Here is a 15,893-nt window from a genome sequence, read left to right on the forward strand (position 1 = left end):
CTCGGACAAAGGGACGTGGCCAGCATGGCTGACATGCAAACGCCGTTTCAGCAGCTGCTGGAGCTAGATAAGCGATGCCGCCGGTACGCGGCGGGCCTGCCTTCTCAACAGGAAGCCGTACAGACCTGGGGGGGGGTCGGCTTCCGAATGGGAGGGCGTTTGTTCGTCGCTCCAATGGGCGAGGTCGGCGAAATTCTTCATGAGCCTCGTTACACCCTGCTTCCGGGCGTCAAGAGCTGGGTCAAGGGGGTGGCAAATGTCCGCGGCAGGCTATTGCCGGTGATGGATCTTTGCGGCTATTTCGGCTTGGAGCTTTCACCTTTGCGCAAGCAGCGCAGGGTGCTGGTGGTCGATCATCAGGAAGTGTTTGCCGGCCTTACCGTTGACGAAGTCTTCGGCATGCAACACTTCCCGGTAGAAGCTTTTTCGGAGGAGTTGCCTCCGATCGAAGCATCGATTCAGCCATTTATTCATGGTGTGTTTCAGCGCGAGCAGCCCTGGCTGGTCTTCAGCCCGCACGCGCTGGCGACGCATCAGGCGTTTTTAGACGTCGCTTTTTAGTTGTAGGTGGGTCGACCGAGGTCGGCCTTTTGGTTCTTGGATGGAAGCGCACGGGGGTCCAGGCGGGGGCCGGATAATGATCAAAATAAATGCTAATGCTCTACTGAGCGGGGTGCGCAGCAACACGCTGACCACCGGTTTGTTCGTCGTGTTGGTCGTTTCGATCGTATTGCTGTTCGCGAACTTCGCGTACGTCAATACGCAGGCGGATCACGACAACGAATATATTGCTCACGCGGGAGAGCTGCGCGTACTGTCCCAGCAGATCGCCAAGGATGCCGTGGAAGCGGCAACGGGCACCCAGGACGCGTTCGCTTCTCTGAAGCAGGCCCGTAACGACTTCAACCAGCGTTGGGGCTATCTGGCGCAAGGCAACGAAAGCATCGGCCTACCCGCCGTGCCTGAGTCGCTGCGCACGGAAGTCAACGCGGTGGAGCAGGACTGGAACACGCTGCGTCGAGATACCGACGCCATCCTATCCAGCGAACAGACCGTACTTTCGTTGCACCAGGTCGCCAGTACTCTGGCCGAAACCATTCCCCAGCTGCAGGTCGAGTACGAGGAAGTCGTCGATATTCTGTTGGAAAGTGGTGCGCCAGCTGCTCAGGTTTCGGTGGCCCAGCGCCAGTCGTTGCTGGCCGAACGTATTCTCGGCTCGGTAAACAAGGTCCTTTCCGGTGACCAGGACTCGGTTCAGGCGGCGGATATGTTCGGCCGTGATGCCAGTTTGTTCGGTCGCGTATTGAACGCGATGATCGAAGGCAACGTCGCCATGGGTATCACCGCTGTAGCCGATGACGAGGCACGGGATCGTCTCTCCGAGATTGCCGAACTCTTCCAGTTCGTATCTGGCTCGGTGGATGAGATTCTCGAAACGTCACCCGAGCTGTTCCAAGTGCGCGAGTCGGCGAACAGTATCTTCGAAGTCTCTCAGACCCTGCTGGACAAGACCTCCGCGCTGTCTCAAGGCCTGCAGAACCGTGCCGATGCCCGTTACCTGAACACCATTCTTGGTTATGTGCTCGGTGCCCTGGCGCTGGCTTCCATCATCCTGATCGGTCTGGTGATGGTTCAGGAGGCGCGTCGCCGCCTTAGCGAAACTGCGGAGAAAAACGAGCGTAACCAGGCCGCGATTCTGCGACTGCTCGACGAAATCGGCGATCTCGCTGACGGTGACCTGACAGTAGCCGCCACGGTAACCGAAGACTTCACCGGTGCGATCGCTGACTCGATCAACTACTCCATCGACCAGCTGCGCGAACTGGTAGCCACCATTAACCAGACCGCGGTTCAGGTCTCGGGTGCAGCCCAGGAAACCCAGGCGACAGCCATGCATCTTGCTGAGGCCTCCGAACATCAGGCCCAAGAGATCGCCGGCGCCTCCGCGGCAATCAACGAAATGGCCGTTTCCATTGACCAGGTATCGGCCAACGCCGCGGAGTCCTCGGCGGTAGCGGAGCGCTCCGTAGCAATCGCCAACAAGGGTAATGAGGTGGTGCACAACACCATCACCGGCATGGACAATATCCGCGAGCAGATTCAGGACACCTCCAAGCGAATCAAGCGTCTTGGTGAATCGTCTCAGGAGATCGGTGACATCGTTAGCCTGATTAACGACATTGCTGACCAGACCAACATCCTCGCACTTAACGCGGCAATCCAGGCATCCATGGCTGGCGACGCAGGTCGAGGCTTCGCGGTGGTAGCCGACGAAGTTCAGCGCCTTGCAGAGCGTTCTTCGGCCGCGACCAAGCAGATCGAGGCGCTGGTGAAGACCATTCAGACCGACACCAACGAGGCGGTCATCTCGATGGAACAGACCACCTCGGAAGTAGTGCGCGGTGCGCGTCTGGCGCAGGACGCCGGTGTGGCGCTGGAAGAGATCGAAAAGGTATCCAAGACGCTTGCGGCGCTGATCCAGAACATCTCCAACGCGGCCCGCCAGCAGGCTTCGTCGGCTGGTCACATCTCCAACACCATGAACGTGATCCAGGAGATCACCTCGCAGACCTCATCGGGTACTACCGCAACGGCGAAAAGCATCGGTAATTTGGCCAAGATGGCCAACGAGATGCGCCATTCCGTTTCCGGCTTTACCCTGCCGGATGCTCCGGATCAGGCCTGATTTGAGGGTGCGGCAGTCATTTAATGGCTGCCGCCGATGATCACGAGCGAGGGGCAGGGCATGCAGCCGAGGTTTGACTGGGCATTGGAGCCCTTGGCCGATATGTCGCCGACGGAGTTCCATGACTGGCAGACGCTCCTCGAAGAGCGCTCCGGCATGGTCGTTAGCGAACGCAGGCGCAGCTTCCTGCAGACCAATCTGAGTGCTCGCATGCGCGAGGTTGGTGCTCCCGACTACGCCAGCTATTACCGGCAGGTCACCTCTGGTCCCCGTGGTGCGGTTGAGTGGTCGACGCTCATGGACAGGTTGACCGTGCAGGAAACACGTTTCTTTCGGCACCCTGCTTCTTTTGAACTACTCGACGCCTATCTACGGCAGCGCGTGGAGCAGAGCACGCTCGAGCGACCCCTGGCCTTGTGGAGTGTAGGTTGCGCTAGCGGCGAAGAAACCTTTTCGCTGGCCATGGCGACTGCGGAGGTACTGGCCGGACGGGAGTTCAATGGTGGCTTCGGCGTTACCGGAACCGATATCAGTCTGAGCGCCCTGGCCAAGTCCCGTGCCGGAATCTACGGCGCTCGCAAACTGGAGCAGGTCGAGACGCCGCTGCGTGAGCGCTATTTCCTACCGCTGCCCGATGCCCGTTTTCAAATCATTCCCGGTCTGGCTGCGCGTGTGTGCTTTGCCAGGCTCAATGTGCTGGAGCTGGCCAACTCGCCAGTGTCCGGCATGGACGTCATTTTTTGTCAGAACTTGCTGATCTACTTCCGCCGCTGGCGTCGCCGAGAAATCCTCAATCGCCTGGCGGATTGCCTGGCCCCGGGGGGATTACTGGTGATTGGCGTAGGTGAAGTGGTTGGTTGGCAGCATCCGGAATTGCTTCCGGTGGCCAACGATCAGGTTCTGGCTTTTACCCGGAAAAGTTTATGAGCGGAGTCGCTATGGGTGATCGGCACGATTATGTCGCCCTGGAGTGGGTGAAAGGCGAAATTGCCGAGACGCTTAAGCAGGCGCGTCAGGCCTTGGAGGCGTTCGTCGAGAACCCTCAGGACCCAACTCGGATGCGCTTTTGCCTGACCTACGTGCACCAGGTCCATGGCACTCTGCAGATGGTCGAGTTCTTTGGTGCAGCCTTGCTCGCCGAGGAAATGGAGCAGCTGGCCCGCGCGCTGTTGGAGGGCCGCGTCACGAACCAGGGCGAAGCGCTCGAGGTCATGATGCAGGCGATCCTGCAGTTGCCTGTCTATCTGGATCGCATTCAGAGCGCCCGGCGCGACCTGCCGATGGTGGTCCTCCCGCTGCTAAACGATCTTCGTGCCGCTCGCGGCGAGAAGCTTCTTTCCGAAACCAGTCTTTTTTCCCCTGACCTTTCCGGGCGAGCTCCAGCGCTGCCCCAGGAATCGGTCGAACGTCTGCGCACCAATGAGCTGCCGGCGCTGCTGCGCAAGTTGCGGCAGATGCTGCAGGTAGCTCTGGTCGGAGTGATCCGTAATCAGGACTTGCCGACCAACCTGGGCTACATGGCCCGGGTGTTCGCGCGATTGGAAGTGCTCTGCAAGGATGCGCCACTGGAAGCGTTATGGCAGATCGCGTCAGGTATGGTCGAGGGCCTGGCCAGCGGAGAGGTAAGCCACGGGACTTCGGTCCGCACCCTGTTGCGCCAGGTCGACAAGCAGCTCAAGCGGCTGGTCGAGGAAGGTGCCGATGGCCTGAATCAGGCTGCTCCCGATGAACTGATCAAGAACCTGCTGTTCTACGTCGCCAAGGCGCCGGGGCAGACGCCGCGTATCCAGTCGCTCAAGCAGCAATATCGCCTCGACGAAGCTCTGCCGGACAGTGCCGTGGTCGATCAGGAGCGTGCCCAACTGGCAGGCCCGGACCGCGGTGCGATGCGCTCGGTGGTGGCTGCGCTTTGTGAAGAACTGGTGCGAGTGAAGGACAGTCTTGATCTGTTCGTGCGCAGCGATCGCAAGATCATTGGCGATCTCGCCAGCCTTGAAGTGCCGCTCAAGCAGATCGCCGACACCTTGGCTGTTCTTGGCTTCGCACAACCACGCAAGATCGTGCTCGACCAGATCGTCCTCGTGCAGTCCGTCGCACAGGGTAGGCAGGCGCCTGATGACGCTGTGCTGATGGATATCGCCGGAGCCCTGCTGTACGTAGAAGCTACCTTGGCCGGCATGGTTGGAGGCCCGGTTGAGGAACGCAACGAAGCCAGCCACCTGCCGACCACCGATGTCGCTCAGATCCACCAGCTGGTGATTCGTGAGGCGCGTAATGGCCTGGAGCAGGCCAAGGACGCGATCATCGAATTCATCGCGTCCCAGTGGAACCATGAGCATCTTGCACGGGTGCCGGAGTTGCTGACGCAGGTTCGTGGCGGTCTGGCGATGATCCCTCTGGAGCGCGCCGCAGCGTTGCTGCAGGCGTGCAATGGTTATATCCAGGACCAGCTCCTGGCCCGCAAGGCTGTACCAGATTGGCAGAGTCTGGATACCCTGGCTGATGCAATTACCAGCGTCGAGTATTACCTCGAGCGCCTGTCCGAGGATTGCGGTACCCAAGGTGACCTGATTCTGGATGTGGCGGAAGAAAGCCTGCAGAACCTTGGCTATTCGCTTGGAAGTGCACGGTCTGTTGGCGCTGAGGCTGCGCCGGTGGTGGCCGATCTGGTCGAACCGCTGGATGAAATAGAAGTGCTACCCGAAGAGCCGGCTCTGGATGAGTTCGAGTTTGCCCCGGCCGCTCAGGATGAGTTTCAGCCTGTTACACAGCCCGAGCTTGCGAGCGAGCCGCACGCACTGTTTGGAGTTGATGCGCACCCCGACGTCGTCGACGAAGAAACTGAAACCGGCTCCGAATGGACGCTGGAAGAGCTGCCTGATGATGAAGAAATCATCTTCAGCCTGCCTGACGACGTCCAGGCGCCTGGGCCGCTGCCCATGGATGATGAGCCCGTCCTGAGTGACTGGAGCGAGGCACAGGTCGCCGAGCTCGATCTACCTGACGTGACGCTGCCGGAATATTGCGAAGCTGAGCCTTCGTCGGTTGCTAAGACCGAGCCCGCGCTCAGCCTGGAACAGGTCATGGCGGCACCGGTCGCAGCCATAAATCCACCAGCCCAGGATGTCCCTCCCAGCCTCTTGCCGCCACCCGACGACGAGGAGCCGGTCGACGAGGATCTGCTTGAGGTTTTCATCGAGGAAGCTGCCGAGGTACTGGAGACCATTGGCGAACAGTTGCCACGCTGGTTTGCCGATACTGAAGATAAGGAGGTGCTGGGTGAAGTCCGCCGAGCCTTCCATACGCTCAAAGGCAGTGGGCGAATGGTGCGTGCGCTGATCATTGGCGAGCTTGCCTGGTCTATCGAGAATCTGCTCAACCGTGTTCTGGATCGCAGCATCCAGGTCACCGATCCAGTCAAGCAGGTGGTGACCGGAGTCATCGCGCTGATGCCTGCCTTGGTCGATGAGTTTGCGGCCAAGGCACAGCGTCAGCGTGACGATGTCGATCAACTGGCGGCGGCTGCGCATGCGCTGGCAAAGGGGCAGCCGGCGATGCTGTCACAGCCTGCGGTGATGCCTGCGACGCCAGCGGAAGACTCGTCCCCAGAGACCTTCTCGGCCGACGATGACGCACTCGACCCTCAGTTGCTGGAAATCTTCCGCAACGAAGCCGAGGCGCATTTGACTACGCTGGTCAGTTTCCTTGCCGATTGCGCTCAGCGACTCCCTCAGCCGGTTACCGATGCGCTGCAGCGCGCATTGCATACGCTCAAGGGCAGTGCGCACATGGCCGGCATTCTGCCGGTCGCGGAGATTGCAACGCCGCTGGAGAAGATGGCCAAGGAGTTCAAAACCAACCTGATTCAGATGGATCTGGCTGAAGCTGAACTGTTGCATGAAGCCGAGCTGCTGCTGCGCAAAGGGCTGACCAATCTCGACCATGAGCCGTTGGCGCCGATCGAGGGTGCCGCCGAATTTCTGCTCAAGGTCCATGCGCTGCATCAGGCAAGGCTGGTGGAAGCCGGTGCCCGTCAGCACAACGATGCGGGTGAGACTCGCGATCCGAACATGATTGCGCTGTTCCTCTCCGAAGGCATGGATATCCTGCTGGATGCTGAAGATTTGCTGCGCAGCTGGCGCGAGCATCCGGCCGAGCGTCAGGAGCTATCGGCGCTGCTACAGGAGCTGACGACGCTCGGGCAGGGCGCGAAGATGGCCGATCTGCCGCAGATGGAGGCGCTGTGTCAGGTGCTGCTGCGTTTGTACGCCGTGGTGGAGGAGGGTCGGCTGGCGGTCAGTGAACGATTCTTCGACGATGTCGAACAAGGGCACGAGGCACTGGTCGGCATGATGGACCAGGTCGCTGCCGCGCTGCAGGTCAGCGAACAGTCGGAACTGGTCGCGCGGCTTGAGGCGCTGCTTGCCGAAGCCATTGATCCGTTGTCGCTGGAGCAACCCTTTGAGCGATCAGTCGAGCCGGATCAGGTTGCAGTAGCGATCGAAGCGCCACTGACACTGTTGCCGGCCGAAGCCGAAGCCGAAGCCGAAGCTTGGCCGATGGAAGATGCGCCCGCTGACGAGGCGCAGGACGAGCTGGACCATGAGATGGTCGAGATTTTCCTCGACGAAGCGGTCGATCTGATGGAGAGCGCTGGCCATGCGCTTGATCGCTGGCTTGCTGACCCAGCCAATCAAATGGCTCTATCGGCTCTGCTGCGGGATCTTCATACCCTCAAAGGTGGTGCCCGCATGGCTGCCATTCGCCCCATCGGCGATTTGGCGCATGAGCTGGAATCGCTTTACGAAGGGCTTTCTGACGGTCGCTACGTCCATTCGCAAGAACTCGCGACTCTGCTACAGCGAAGCCATGACCACCTGGCATTGCAGCTAGAGCAGTTGCAGCGCGAAACGCCCATGAGTTGCGCCGATGCGCTGATCGAATCGATGCAAGCCTTTCGCCAAGGCGTCCTGCCGGTATTCGAGTCTGTGGAGGAGGACGACGCCAGTCAGCCCCTCCCTGCCGATGACCCGATCCTGAACGAAGAACTGCTCACGATCGAATACCAGACCGACCAGCCGCAGGACGAGCCGCTTTCCTCGGACTCGCTTGATATTTCGCTGGTGGAAAGCGAGGACGATTTACCTGAGGCGCAGGGGCAAGCCGTAGCGGAAGAAATTAACGCTGTCGATGCTCCGCTCGTCGAAGACCTCGACGAAATCGAATTCAGCCTTCCAGACGTGGCGGAGACGCCGGCGTCGTTCGACGACATTTCGAGTCCGGTACAGACCGACGTCGAGCGTGATCCCGAGCTGGTGGAGATATTCCTCGAAGAAGGTTTCGATCTCATCGAAAGCGCTGCAGGTGGTTTGCAGCGGTGGATGGCGGACGTCGATAACAGCTTCGAGCTCGAGGCGCTGCAGCGGGATCTGCATACCCTCAAAGGCGGCGCGCGGATGGCGGATATCCGCGAAATCGGCGATCTGTCCCATGAACTCGAGTTCCTCTACGAAGGCTTGTGTGCAGGTAACTACCGTGCCAGTCCTGAGTTGTTCGGCTTGCTGCAGGCCTGTCAGGACCGCCTGGCGGAAATGCTCGAAGCCGTGCGTGCCCACCAGCCAGTTCCTAGCGGTGAAGCCCTGATCGAAACGATCCGGCGTTTTCGCAATAACCCCGAAGAGCAGTTGAGCATTCCCAGCAGCGTTTCGCTGAAGGCGGCTCAGGACGATGCACAGCAGTCCGCCGAAGCTGAAATCCTCGATATTTTCGTCGAGGAAGCCGATGATCTGCTGGAGGAAATGGAGTCGGCACTCGGTCGTTGGGATGCCGGCCGTGAAGACGCAGCGCCCCTGGCTGACATGCTGCGCGTGCTGCACACGTTGAAGGGCGGAGCGCGCCTGGCTGGGCAGACTGACCTGGGCAACATGGCCCATGATCTGGAGCAGATGCTTGGTGAGGCTCAGCAGCAAGGCGCTCCCTGGCCGGACAGTCTGTTCCTCGATGTCCAGCAGGGTTACGACGCGCTGCTGAAAGATGTCGAGCAGCTTCGCGCGAACCTGGCGAGTGACGGTGAGACACGCAGCGATAGCAGCGAAGTGTCGCAGCCAGAAGCGCAGGACCTCGAACCGCAACTGCCGAGCGAGCCGCTGATGTGGGCGCAGCCGATCGTCGCAGCCAGCACCCAGCCCGCGCCGAGCAGCAGCCCGGCCAAGGTGTTGCCGTTTATTCGACGTGCACAGCTGGCAGCCCAGGAGGCGGCAGCGCGCCGCGCGCCGCAGGAGTTGGTCAAGGTTCCTGCAGAACTGTTGGAAGGTCTGGTCAACCTGGCCGGTGAGACATCGATCTTCCGCGGGCGGGTCGAGCAGCAGGTCAGTGACGTGGGTTTCACCCTCGGTGAGATGGAAGCGACCATCGAGCGGGTGCGCGACCAACTGCGTCGTTTGGATACTGAAACCCAGGCGCAGATCCTCAGCCGTTATCAGGCCGAGGCCGAACGCGCCGGTTATGACGATTTCGATCCGTTGGAAATGGACCGCCACTCACAGTTGCAGCAGCTCTCGCGCGCACTGTTCGAGTCGGCGTCCGACTTGCTCGACCTGAAAGAAACCCTGGCTGCGCGTAACCGCGACGCCGAAACCCTGCTGCTGCAGCAGGCGCGGGTCAATACCGAGCTTCAGGAAGGCCTCATGCGTACCCGCATGGTGCCGTTCGAGCGGCTGGTTCCGCGTCTGCGGCGTATCGTGCGGCAGGTTGCGGGTGAGCTCGGCAAACAGGTCGAATTCATGGTCGGCAATGCCACCGGTGAAATGGACCGCAGCGTACTCGAGCGAATCGTCGCGCCGCTGGAGCACATGCTGCGTAACGCCGTCGACCATGGCATCGAGTCGGTGGAGCGCCGTCGGGCTGTCGGCAAGCCCGAGCAGGGTACCATCCGCCTGGATCTAGCGCGCGAGGGGGGCGATATCGTCCTGACGCTGGCCGATGACGGCGCCGGTATCAATCTGGACGCGGTACGGCGCAAGGCGATCGAACGCGGTTTGATGGTGGCCGATAGCGACCTTACCGAGCACGAGATTCTGCAGTTCATCCTGGAAGCCGGTTTCTCTACGGCGGAGCGTGTTACCCAGATATCCGGGCGTGGCGTGGGCATGGACGTGGTGCACTCGGAGGTCAAGCAACTCGGCGGCTCGATGACCATCGAGTCGACCCTCGGCCAGGGCACGCGCTTCCTGATTCGCCTGCCGTTCACGGTGTCCGTCAACCGGGCGCTGATGGTGTATTCCGGCGAGGATCTCTATGCGATTCCGCTGAATACCATCGAAGGTATCGTGCGTGTCTCGCCCTACGAGCTGGAGGCCTACTACCAGCCGGACGCGCCACGCTTCGAATATGCCGGGCAGGCATACGAGCTGCGTTATCTCGGCGATCTCTTGAACAACGGGCAGAAGCCGAAGTTGGTCGGGCAGAGCCTGCCCTTGCCGGTGATCCTGGTTCGTTCGAAGGAGCACAGCGTTGCGGTGCAGGTCGACAGCCTTGCCGGCTCTCGCGAGATCGTGGTGAAGAGCCTCGGCCCGCAGTTCGCCGGCGTCCACGGGATCTCCGGTGCGACGATCCTCGGCGACGGTCGCGTGGTGGTGATTCTCGACCTGCTGGCGACCATTCGTGTGCTGCATGCGTATCAACTCACTCAGCTGCAACAGCCGCGCTTGTTCGATCAGACTCATGAGCCGGTCGAGGTGGAAAGCGAGCGGCCGACACTGGTCATGGTGGTCGATGATTCGGTCACCGTGCGCAAGGTCACCAGTCGCCTACTGGAGCGCAACGGCATGAACGTGCTGACTGCCAAGGACGGTGTGGATGCCATTACGCAACTGCAGGAGCGCAAGCCGGACATCATGCTGCTGGACATCGAAATGCCACGCATGGACGGCTTCGAAGTTGCCACGCTGGTACGTCACGATGAACGCCTGAAGGATCTGCCGATCGTCATGATCACCTCGCGTACCGGCGAAAAGCACCGCGATCGCGCGTTGAGCATTGGCGTCAATGAGTACCTTGGCAAGCCGTACCAGGAGTCGGTGTTGCTCGAGGCGATTCAGCGGCTGGTGCATGCCGATGTCTGAAGTCCTCTGCGCACGTATAGCGGTTCTGGCCGATACCTCGCTGCAGCGCCACGTGCTGCAGCAGGCGTTGACCGGCAGCGGTTATCAGGTGGTGCTGAACAACGACCCGGCGCGCCTTGAGCCTGCCGATCTGGACAGCACCGAAGCTGATCTGTGGCTGGTCGATCTGGCGCAGACCGAGGACTCGCCATTGGTGGATGCGCTGCTTGAGCGAGACACCACGCGGGTGCTGTTCGGTGAAGGGCATGCGCCGGAGCGGCATTCGGAATTCTATCCACGCTGGGAACGCAGCCTTTTCAGCAAGTTGAAGCGTCTGGTGGGCGATCCATCGCGCGCGGTGGGTCCGCGTCTGGATGTGCTGCAGGGCGAAGGGCAACGCCCGGAACGCCTGACGCTCCCGCCACTATTGGCCGATACCGCCTTGCTGGCCGGTGAGCCAGCCAGTCAGGTATGGCTGCTGGCGGCTTCGCTGGGCGGGCCGGAGGCGGTGAAGGCGTTTCTCGATGCGCTGCCCGGCGGTCTTCCGGTGGGCTTCATCTATGCCCAGCACATCGAAGCCAGTTTCGAATCGGCGCTGTCCCAGGCCGTGGGGCGGCACAGTCAGTGGCAGGTTCGCCAGGTCAGGGCAGGGGAGCCAGTGCGTTGTGGCGAAGTGGTCATCGCGCCCATCGCCGAGGAGCTTGGATTCGACAGCGATGGCAATGCAAGACTGAATGGTCGCTGCTGGCCGGAGCCGTACAGTCCGTCGATCGATCAGATGATGCTGAATCTGGCTCAGCAGTTTGGCGAGCGGTGCGGCGTCATCGCGTTCAGCGGCATGGGCAGCGACGGCAGTGCCGCTGCCGCCTATGTGCTGCGCCAGGGCGGCAAGGTCTGGACCCAGCGTGCCGACTCCTGTGCCTGCTCGAGCATGCCGGACAACCTTCGCGAAGGCGGCTACAGCTCCTACAGCGGTGATCCGCGCGAGTTGGCTCAGGCATTGGTCAATCATTTGGTCAATCAGGTCGGCACGCCCACCACGTCTTTTAAACGGGATAACTCATGAGTCAGATGGTCGTTTCTCAGGATGCGGAAAGCCTTACCGGGCTGCTGATGCCACTTGCCGATCGGATGCTGTTGATGCCCAACGTGGCCGTCGCCGAGTTGATTCCCTATCGCGCGCCACAGGCGGTGCAGGGAATGCCGGCATGGTTTCTCGGGCAGGTGCAATGGCGCGACCTGAACCTTCCGCTGCTTTCGTTCGAAGCCGCGTCCAACGGCCAGGCGCAGCCGGTGAGCAACACTGCCCGGGTGGCCGTGCTCAATGCGGTTGGCGGGCGTGATCACGTGAAGTTCATTGCGTTGCTGGTGCAGGGCATTCCGCACTCGATCAAGGTCGATGCCAGCCTGGCGCGTGCGGATGTGGCGCTTGCGCCGCTGGAGCTCGATGCCGTCAACCTCGGCGATGTACAGGCGCGCATACCCGATCTGGTCGGCCTGGAACAGAAACTGGCCGATGCCGGCCTGATCTGATCACGCCTGGTTGCCAGCGCCCCGCTAGAAATCCCCCCACAACTGCTGCGCCACGCTCAAGGCCACTACAGGTGCGGTCTCGGTGCGCAGCACCCGCGGGCCGAGCCTGGCGGGCAGGAACCCCTGCGCGGCGGCCTGCTCGACTTCGTTTTCGCTCAAGCCGCCTTCCGGACCGATCAGAAACGCCAGCGTCTGCGGCTTCGCATGGCTCGCCAGCGGCTCGGCTATCGGGTGAAGCACCAACTTCAGCTCTGCTTCAACAGCCAGCCAGTCGCGAAGGCTGACGGGCGCGTGAATGATCGGCAGAACCGACCGGCCACATTGCTCGCAGGCGCTGATCGCGATCTGCCGCCAGTGGGCCAGGCGCTTGTCGGCACGCTCGTCGTTGAGGCGCACTTCGCAGCGCTCGCTGATGATCGGAGTGATCTGCGCGACGCCCAGCTCGGTGGCTTTCTGGATTGCCCAATCCATCCGCTCGCCGCGCGACAGTCCCTGGCCCAGATGAATCTGTAGCGCCGACTCCGGCATACCTTTCAGGTGCTCGCGCAGTTCGACGGTGACCGTCTTCTTGCCGACCTCCAGCAGTTCGCCGCTAAACTCGTCGCCGCTGCCGTCGAACAGTTGCACTGCGCTGCCGGGGGTAAGGCGCAGCACCCGACCGATGTAGTGGGCCGATGCTTCAGGCAGCGGATGCTGGCCGAGAGAAAGCGGAGCGTCGATGAAGAAGCGGGATAGGCGCATAGGGCAGCTACAGGCGGGAAGTCGGAGGCGACAGTCTAAAGCATCGGCAGCCCGGCTCGCAGGCTACCTCGCTTGGATACCTTGTCAGCATCAGCCCGGATCGCGGAACCCTGGGTAACTGCCGCTTGCTACGGATACCGAAGCATCTCGTGTAGCGATGTCGATGCCTTCGGTGGCGACAGCGGCGAGAAAGTCGATCTGCTCCTCGGTGATGCAATACGGCGGCAGGAAATACACCACGCTGCCGAGCGGCCGCAACAACGCGCCGCGCTCCAGGGCGTGCTGGTAGACCTTCAGGCCGCGCCGCTCCTGCCAGGGATACGCGGTGCGGCTGGCCTTGTCCTGAACCATTTCTATGGCCAGCGCCATGCCGGTCTGACGGACCTCTGCCACATGCGGGTGGTCGACCAGGTGTGCGGTGGCGCTGGCCATGCGTGCGGCTAACGGCTTGTTTGCCTCGATGACATTGTCCTCGGCAAAGATATCCAGCGTTGCCAGCGCTGCGGCGCACGCCAGCGGGTTGCCGGTGTAGGTGTGCGAGTGGAGGAAGGCCCGCAGCGTCGAATAGTCGTCGTAGAACGCCTGATAGATCCTGTCCGTAGTCAGCACCGCGGCCATCGGCAGGTAGCCGCCGGTGAGGGCTTTGGACAGACAGAGGAAGTCGGGCGTGATGCCGGCCTGCTCGCAGGCGAACATGGTGCCGGTGCGGCCGAAACCGACGGCGATCTCGTCGTGGATGAGATGCACTTCGTAGCGGTCGCAGGCTTCACGCAGCAGCTTGAGGTAGACCGGGTGATACATGCGCATGCCGCCAGCGCCCTGGATCAGTGGCTCGACGATGACCGCGGCGATGTCCTGGTGATGCTCGGCCAGCGTCTGCTCCATATGCGCGAACATCTGTCGCGAGTGTTCTTCCCAGCTCACGCCGTCGGGCCGCAGGTAGCAGTCCGGGCTTGGTACCTTGAAAGTGTCCAGCAGCAGCGGCTTGTAGGTGTCGGTGAAGAGCGCGACATCGCCTACCGACATCGCCGCGACGGTTTCGCCGTGGTAGCTGTTGGTCAGGGTGACGAAGCGCTGCTTCTGCCCGCGACCGCTGTTGCGCCAATAGTGAAAGCTCATCTTCAGCGCTACTTCGATGCCGGTCGAGCCATTGTCGGTATAGAAGACGCGATCCAGCCCGGCTGGCGTCAGCGCAACGAGTCGTTCCGACAGTTCGACTACAGGCTGATGGCTGAAGCCGGCGAGCATCACATGCTCGAGCTGATCGACCTGATCCTTGATGCGCTGATTGATACGCGGGTTGGCGTGGCCGAATACATTGACCCACCAAGAACTGACGGCGTCGAGGTAGCGCTTGCCGTCGAAGTCCTCCAGCCATACGCCGTCGCCGCGGCGGATTGGAATCAGCGGCAGCTGTTCGTGATCTTTCATCTGGGTGCAGGGGTGCCAGAGCACGGCGAGGTCGCGTTGCATCCAGCTGTCGTTCAGGCTCATCGTTACTCCTCCGCTATGAGTCGCGAAGCCTAGCAGAAGCGTCCGGGCAAGACTTGATGCGTCTTTTATCGATTTACTCGATGTTTCAGAGCGAAAAAATGCGCTCTATTCCGATAGGTAACCGGCTAGGCTTCTAGGCCTGAAATTCAAAGGATGAATCAATGCGCTGGCGTAACTCCTCCACCAACTACGGGCTGACCAGTATCGCGCTGCACTGGCTGGTCGCCGCGGCCGTGTTCGGTCTGTTCGGTCTGGGCTACTGGATGGTGGGGCTGACCTACTACAGCAGCTGGTATCGCACCGCGCCGGATCTGCACAAGAGCATCGGCCTGGTGTTGTTCCTGATCATGCTGTTGCGGGTGCTCTGGCGTTTTATCAGTCCAGCGCCGGCGCCGCTCGCCAGCCAGGGGCGGCTGACGCAAATGGCGGCGAAGTTGGGTCACAGCGTGCTGTATCTAGGGCTGTTCCTGGTGATGATGTCGGGCTACCTGATATCCACCGCCGATGGCCGAGCGATCAGCGTGTTCGGCCTGTTCGACGTGCCCGCGTTGATCACATCCATTCCCAACCAGGCCGACAGTGCCGGACTGGTCCACGAGTACGCCGCCTGGGCATTGGTGATCTTCGCCGTCGTACATGCGCTGGCCGCACTCAAACATCACTTCATCGACCGCGACGCGACGCTCAAGCGCATGCTCGGTCGTAATCCCGGTTAATCACCATCCGATAGGAGACTCATCGATGCTCAAGAAAACGCTCGCGGCACTGGTTCTCGGTTCTGCCCTGGCAGGCGGCCAGGTCTTCGCTGCCGATTACGCCATCGACAAGGAAGGCCAGCACGCCTTCGTCAACTTCAAGATCAGCCACCTTGGCTACAGCTGGCTGTGGGGCACCTTCAAGGACTTCGACGGCGCGTTCAGCTTCGATGCGGCCAAGCCGGAAGAGAGCAAGGTCAATGTCACGCTGAAGACTGCCAGCGTCGACACCAACCATGCCGAGCGTGACAAGCACCTGCGCAGCGACGACTTCCTCAATGTCGCCAAGCACCCGACGGCAACCTTCGAGTCAACCTCGGTGAAGCCTACCGGCGACGGCACAGCCGATATCGCTGGCAACCTTACCCTCAATGGTGTGACCAAGCCGGTGGTGATTGCCGCTAAGTTCATCGGTGAGGGCAAGGACCCGTGGGGTGGCTATCGCGCCGGCTTCGAGGGCAGCACCACGCTGACGCTCAAGGACTTCGACATCAAGATGGATCTGGGCCCGGCCTCGCAGACGGTCGAGCTGATCATCTCGGTCGAAGGTGTGCGTAAGTAAGAAGGTCCTAGCGGATCAGG

The 15,893-nt window shown here is 61.3% G+C and carries 10 protein-coding genes; 8 read left to right on the forward strand and 2 right to left on the reverse strand.

Annotation, left to right across the window (positions count from 1 at the left end):
• Positions 1–24 precede the first annotated feature (24 nt).
• The 6 genes from BHD08_RS01865 to BHD08_RS01890 all read left to right on the forward strand — a co-directional run bounded on the left by BHD08_RS01865 (position 25) and on the right by BHD08_RS01890 (position 12,321).
• Positions 25–561 carry a chemotaxis protein CheW gene (locus BHD08_RS01865; RefSeq protein ID WP_125020620.1) on the forward strand — a complete coding sequence of 179 codons (537 nt, stop codon included), beginning with the start codon at positions 25–27 and terminating at the stop codon, positions 559–561.
• Between the two features lie 76 nt (positions 562–637).
• A complete protein-coding gene (locus tag BHD08_RS01870; protein ID WP_125020621.1) occupies positions 638–2,686 on the forward strand; it encodes a methyl-accepting chemotaxis protein in 2,049 nt (682 codons plus the stop codon).
• A gap of 60 nt (positions 2,687–2,746) precedes the next feature.
• Positions 2,747–3,613: a CheR family methyltransferase gene (locus tag BHD08_RS01875; protein WP_125020946.1), complete on the forward strand. Its 867-nt coding sequence runs from the start codon at positions 2,747–2,749 to the stop codon at positions 3,611–3,613.
• 11 nt (positions 3,614–3,624) lie between these two features.
• Entirely contained in the window at positions 3,625–10,809 is a 7,185-nt protein-coding gene (locus BHD08_RS01880) for an Hpt domain-containing protein (protein ID WP_125020947.1), read from the forward strand.
• The gene (locus BHD08_RS01885) at positions 10,802–11,854 is read left to right on the forward strand and encodes a chemotaxis protein CheB (RefSeq protein ID WP_125020622.1); all 1,053 of its coding nucleotides are present in this window, start codon (positions 10,802–10,804) and stop codon (positions 11,852–11,854) included. The genes BHD08_RS01880 and BHD08_RS01885 overlap by 8 nt, the downstream gene beginning before the upstream one ends.
• Positions 11,851–12,321, forward strand: coding sequence for a chemotaxis protein CheW (locus BHD08_RS01890; protein WP_125020623.1), 471 nt, complete (start codon positions 11,851–11,853; stop codon positions 12,319–12,321). The genes BHD08_RS01885 and BHD08_RS01890 overlap by 4 nt, the downstream gene beginning before the upstream one ends.
• Before the next feature lie 24 nt (positions 12,322–12,345).
• Here the strand turns inward: BHD08_RS01890 and BHD08_RS01895 are convergent, their stop codons facing one another.
• Both BHD08_RS01895 and BHD08_RS01900 read right to left on the reverse strand, forming a co-directional pair.
• Positions 12,346–13,062, reverse strand: a complete 717-nt coding sequence (locus tag BHD08_RS01895) for a 16S rRNA (uracil(1498)-N(3))-methyltransferase (RefSeq protein ID WP_125020624.1) — start codon at positions 13,060–13,062, stop codon at positions 12,346–12,348.
• A 90-nt stretch (positions 13,063–13,152) separates the two neighbouring features.
• Positions 13,153–14,556 carry an adenosylmethionine--8-amino-7-oxononanoate transaminase gene (locus tag BHD08_RS01900; protein ID WP_125020625.1) on the reverse strand — a complete coding sequence of 468 codons (1,404 nt, stop codon included), beginning with the start codon at positions 14,554–14,556 and terminating at the stop codon, positions 13,153–13,155.
• Positions 14,557–14,717: 161 nt separating this feature from the next.
• On the opposite strand from BHD08_RS01900, the gene BHD08_RS01905 reads away from it, so the two are divergent.
• Positions 14,718–15,272 (forward strand): cytochrome b, encoded by a 555-nt coding sequence (locus tag BHD08_RS01905; RefSeq protein ID WP_015275313.1) that lies wholly within the window; start codon positions 14,718–14,720, stop codon positions 15,270–15,272.
• Positions 15,273–15,297: 25 nt separating this feature from the next.
• Positions 15,298–15,873 carry a YceI family protein gene (locus BHD08_RS01910; protein WP_015275314.1) on the forward strand — a complete coding sequence of 192 codons (576 nt, stop codon included), beginning with the start codon at positions 15,298–15,300 and terminating at the stop codon, positions 15,871–15,873.
• Positions 15,874–15,893: the final 20 nt, after the last annotated feature.

The sequence above is a fragment of the Pseudomonas sp. SCT genome (assembly GCF_003864275.1).
GTDB lineage: Bacteria > Pseudomonadota > Gammaproteobacteria > Pseudomonadales > Pseudomonadaceae > Stutzerimonas > Stutzerimonas stutzeri_AE.

Excerpts from the sequence above, each read along its gene's own strand:
- BHD08_RS01865 (WP_125020620.1), top strand. The coding sequence starts at position 25 with ATGGCTGACATGCAAACGCCGTTTCAGCAGCTGCTGGAGCTAGATAAG.
- BHD08_RS01870 (WP_125020621.1), top strand. The coding sequence starts at position 638 with ATGATCAAAATAAATGCTAATGCTCTACTGAGCGGGGTGCGCAGCAAC.
- BHD08_RS01875 (WP_125020946.1), top strand. The coding sequence starts at position 2,747 with ATGCAGCCGAGGTTTGACTGGGCATTGGAGCCCTTGGCCGATATGTCG.
- BHD08_RS01880 (WP_125020947.1), top strand. The coding sequence starts at position 3,625 with ATGGGTGATCGGCACGATTATGTCGCCCTGGAGTGGGTGAAAGGCGAA.
- BHD08_RS01885 (WP_125020622.1), top strand. The coding sequence starts at position 10,802 with ATGTCTGAAGTCCTCTGCGCACGTATAGCGGTTCTGGCCGATACCTCG.
- BHD08_RS01890 (WP_125020623.1), top strand. The coding sequence starts at position 11,851 with ATGAGTCAGATGGTCGTTTCTCAGGATGCGGAAAGCCTTACCGGGCTG.
- BHD08_RS01895 (WP_125020624.1), bottom strand. The coding sequence starts at position 13,062 with ATGCGCCTATCCCGCTTCTTCATCGACGCTCCGCTTTCTCTCGGCCAG.
- BHD08_RS01900 (WP_125020625.1), bottom strand. The coding sequence starts at position 14,556 with ATGAGCCTGAACGACAGCTGGATGCAACGCGACCTCGCCGTGCTCTGG.
- BHD08_RS01905 (WP_015275313.1), top strand. The coding sequence starts at position 14,718 with ATGCGCTGGCGTAACTCCTCCACCAACTACGGGCTGACCAGTATCGCG.
- BHD08_RS01910 (WP_015275314.1), top strand. The coding sequence starts at position 15,298 with ATGCTCAAGAAAACGCTCGCGGCACTGGTTCTCGGTTCTGCCCTGGCA.